We start from the raw sequence: 516 nt of genomic DNA on the forward strand, positions 1-516 counted from the left end.
GTGCAGGATGTCTTCCTCCGGAGGGACCGCATGCGGCGACTCTCCTTTCTGGCGAAGATGACGGAACTGGCGGGCGGCGTTGTCGTCGCCGAGATCCACCGGTGCGGCCCCCTCGTCGATTGGCAAAAAGCCGCTTTAGAGGTGCTCCACCGGCTGGAAGGAGGGATGCCTGTGAGAGAGCCCATGGGCCGTCATACCGCGGAAGAGGTTGAACAGCCTCTTCCCTTCCGGCAGACAACCGTCTTCAGTCATCGTTGGACGCAGAGGCGAACCATCGACCAAACGGTCCAGGGAATCCGAACTCGCTTGGCCCCATCGCCCGGGAGGCGTTCCCTGGTGGAGCGGTTGAGGAACACCCTTCGGGAAGCCCATCCATCGGACGTCCTGGAGGAGCGGTTCCGCCTTACCGCCATCTTTTGTCAGACGGAAACAGGATGAGGAGGAAGGGCCGATGTTGAAGGAAGATGTGCTAAAGTGGCTGTTTCAATTGATCGTGGATCACACGGAAAAGATGGA

Annotated in this window: 1 protein-coding gene; it reads left to right on the forward strand. The window is 59.9% G+C overall.

Translation table 11 applies throughout. From position 1 onward, the window contains the following. A partial coding sequence (locus RZO55_RS00375) for a hypothetical protein (protein WP_318062321.1) occupies positions 1-438 on the forward strand: 438 nt, incomplete at its 5' end. Positions 439-516: the final 78 nt, after the last annotated feature.

It is taken from the genome of Clostridium boliviensis (assembly GCF_033342255.1).
Classification (GTDB): Bacteria; Bacillota; Clostridia; order Lachnospirales; family Lachnospiraceae; genus Lacrimispora; species Lacrimispora boliviensis.